Origin of the sequence: Siccirubricoccus soli, from assembly GCF_024178315.1 — a bacterium.
Lineage (GTDB): Bacteria > Pseudomonadota > Alphaproteobacteria > Acetobacterales > Acetobacteraceae > Siccirubricoccus > Siccirubricoccus soli.
In genome coordinates this window covers 1-2,122 of sequence record NZ_JAMZIK010000289.1, presented here as the reverse complement: position 1 = coordinate 2,122, position 2,122 = coordinate 1, and the positions used below count along the sequence as shown (strand labels likewise).

Below are 2,122 nucleotides of genomic sequence, written 5' to 3'. Positions count from 1 at the left end.
CCGGCGCCGCCGGGGCGGGCGGCCCGGCCTCGGTCGCTGCTGCCGGCGCCTCCCGCGCCGCGGCCGGCAGCCCGGCCTCCGCGAGCCGGCGTTCCAGCGTCGCCACCCGCTGCTCCAGCCGCCCGGCCTTCACCCAGCCGGCAATGCCGAGCCCCCAACCGAGAACGAAGCCGCCGACCAGCAGCAGGCCGAACACGATGAAATCCATCCAGTCACGCTAGAGCAGGAGCGCCCCGGCACGAAACGCCGGGCGATGGTGTTGGCCGGGAAATGACGCAGCCCGCATGGCCCCGGCGGGCGGCGCGGTGCGGGTCGGAGGCGCAACCGGGCCCCGCGACGGCGGCCCTCCCGAGCCTTCGCCGTTGCACCCGCTGCCCCGATCCGCTAAGGCCCCGGCCGCGCCGGCACCCCTGGAGGCCGGCGTACCCGTTTCCGGGCCCCGATGGCCCGGCAAGGGTCCATACCCATACCAAGCGGAGCACGACCATGGTCCAGACGATCCGGATCGAGGCCGAGGCGCGCGGGCGGGCCGGTAAGGGGGCGGCACGTGCGACCCGGCGGCAGGGCCTTGTCCCTGCGGTGATCTACGGCGCGAAGCAGGAGGCGACCCTCATCGCCCTCGACCCGCGCGACGTGATGAAGGAGCTGCAGAAGGGCGGCTGGCAGTCCCACCTCTATGAGGTGGCGGTGAAGGATGGCGGCACCGAGCGCACCCTGATGCGCGACGTGCAGTTCCACCCGGTCACGGACCGCCCGATTCATGTGGATTTCCAGCGCCTGGCGGCTGGCCAGCGGATCCGCGTGCGCGTCCCCGTCCACTTCCTGAACGAGGCGACGTGCCCCGGCCTGAAGGCCGGCGGCGTGCTGAACGTCGTCCGCCGCGAGCTCGAAGTGCTCGCCGACCCGGATGCGGTGCCGGAGGCCTTCGAGATCGATCTGGGCGAGGCCGGCATCGGCGACAGCCTGCGCTGGTCCGCAGTGAAGGAGCAGTTCGGCACCAAGTCGGTGATCGACCGCGACTTCGTGGTGGCGACCATCGCCGCGCCGACGGTGCAGGAGGAGGCGCCCGCCCCCGCCGCCGCGCCGGCCGCGCCGGAGGCCACGAAGCAGAAGGCCCCCGCCACCGGCGGCAAGAAGAAGTAACCCGGCGGGATGGCGGCGCGTCCGGGCCCATCGCCTGGGCCCGCCTCCTCCCCCGGCGGTTCGCCGCCCAAGGGGCCGCTGCTGTGGGTCGGGCTCGGCAACCCCGAGCCCTCCCAGGCGCGGCACCGCCACAATATCGGCTTCATGGCGCTGGACGAGATCGCCCGGCGCCATGGCTTCTCCCCCTGGCGGCAGCGCTTCAAGGGGCTGGTGGCGGAGGGCAGCATCGGCGGCGTCAAGGTCATCGGCCTGAAGCCGCTGACCTACATGAACGGCTCCGGCGAGGCGGTGCAGCCGGCCGCGGCCTTCCACAAGATCCCGCCCGAGGGCATCACCGCCTTCCATGACGAGCTGGACCTGGCGCCGGGCAAGGTGCGGGTGAAGAAGGGCGGCGGCGCGGCCGGGCATAACGGGTTGCGGGACATGCAGCGGGCGCTGGGCTCGCCGGAATTCTGGCGGGTGCGCCTCGGCATCGGCCACCCCGGCCACAAGGACCGCGTCACCGGCCATGTGCTGGGGAATTTCGCCAAGGCGGATGAGGCCTGGCTGGCCCGGCTACTGGAGGCCGTGGCCGACGCCGCGCCCCTGCTGGTGGCCGCAAGGTCGGAGGAGTTCATGACGCGCGTCGCGCTGCTGACGCAGGAGGCTGGCTGATGGATATGGGCGAGGATGGCGAATTCGGCCATGGCTTCGGCGGCCCCGGCTTTGGTGGTCCCGGCGCCGAGGATTTCGCCAATGCCGCCGCGGCGCTGGCCGCCGCGTTGGTGCGGGAAGCCGGCGCCCTGGCCGGCGTTGCCGCCTCGCTGCGGCAGGTGGCGGCGGCGCAGATCGGGGACCATTCCGGCGGGCCGCTGGCGGATGTGCGGCGGCAGCGCGCGGTGCTGGCGACGCTGGGCGATTCGGCACTGACGGCGGCGTTGCTGCTGGAAGCGGCGACGATCATCGGCCCGGGCGGCGCGCCGGCCGAGCAGGCGGCGCG

4 protein-coding genes are annotated in these 2,122 nt (G+C 73.8%); 3 read left to right on the top strand and 1 reads right to left on the bottom strand.

From position 1 onward, the window contains the following. Nucleotides 1-208 (bottom strand): hypothetical protein (locus NJ376_RS28410; RefSeq protein WP_252956709.1); only part of this gene is annotated, 208 nt, incomplete at its 3' end. Nucleotides 209-486: 278 nt separating this feature from the next. Here NJ376_RS28410 and NJ376_RS28405 point away from each other — a divergent pair. The 3 genes from NJ376_RS28405 to NJ376_RS28395 all read left to right on the top strand — a co-directional run. Beyond that, on the top strand, nt 487-1,143 hold the full coding sequence (locus NJ376_RS28405; RefSeq protein WP_252956708.1) for a 50S ribosomal protein L25/general stress protein Ctc: 657 nt from the start codon (nt 487-489) through the stop codon (nt 1,141-1,143). A 9-nt stretch (nt 1,144-1,152) separates the two neighbouring features. After that, the gene (gene pth, locus NJ376_RS28400; RefSeq protein WP_252956707.1) at nt 1,153-1,797 is read left to right on the top strand and encodes an aminoacyl-tRNA hydrolase; all 645 of its coding nucleotides are present in this window, start codon (nt 1,153-1,155) and stop codon (nt 1,795-1,797) included. Next, a partial coding sequence (locus NJ376_RS28395; RefSeq protein WP_252956706.1) for a hypothetical protein occupies nt 1,797-2,122 on the top strand: 326 nt, incomplete at its 3' end. The genes pth and NJ376_RS28395, both read left to right, overlap by 1 nt.

What these genes read in the sequence shown, in the direction of transcription:
- NJ376_RS28405 (WP_252956708.1), top strand. Translation starts at nt 487, where the DNA reads ATGGTCCAGACGATCCGGATCGAGGCCGAGGCGCGCGGGCGGGCCGGT.
- pth (WP_252956707.1), top strand. Translation starts at nt 1,153, where the DNA reads ATGGCGGCGCGTCCGGGCCCATCGCCTGGGCCCGCCTCCTCCCCCGGC.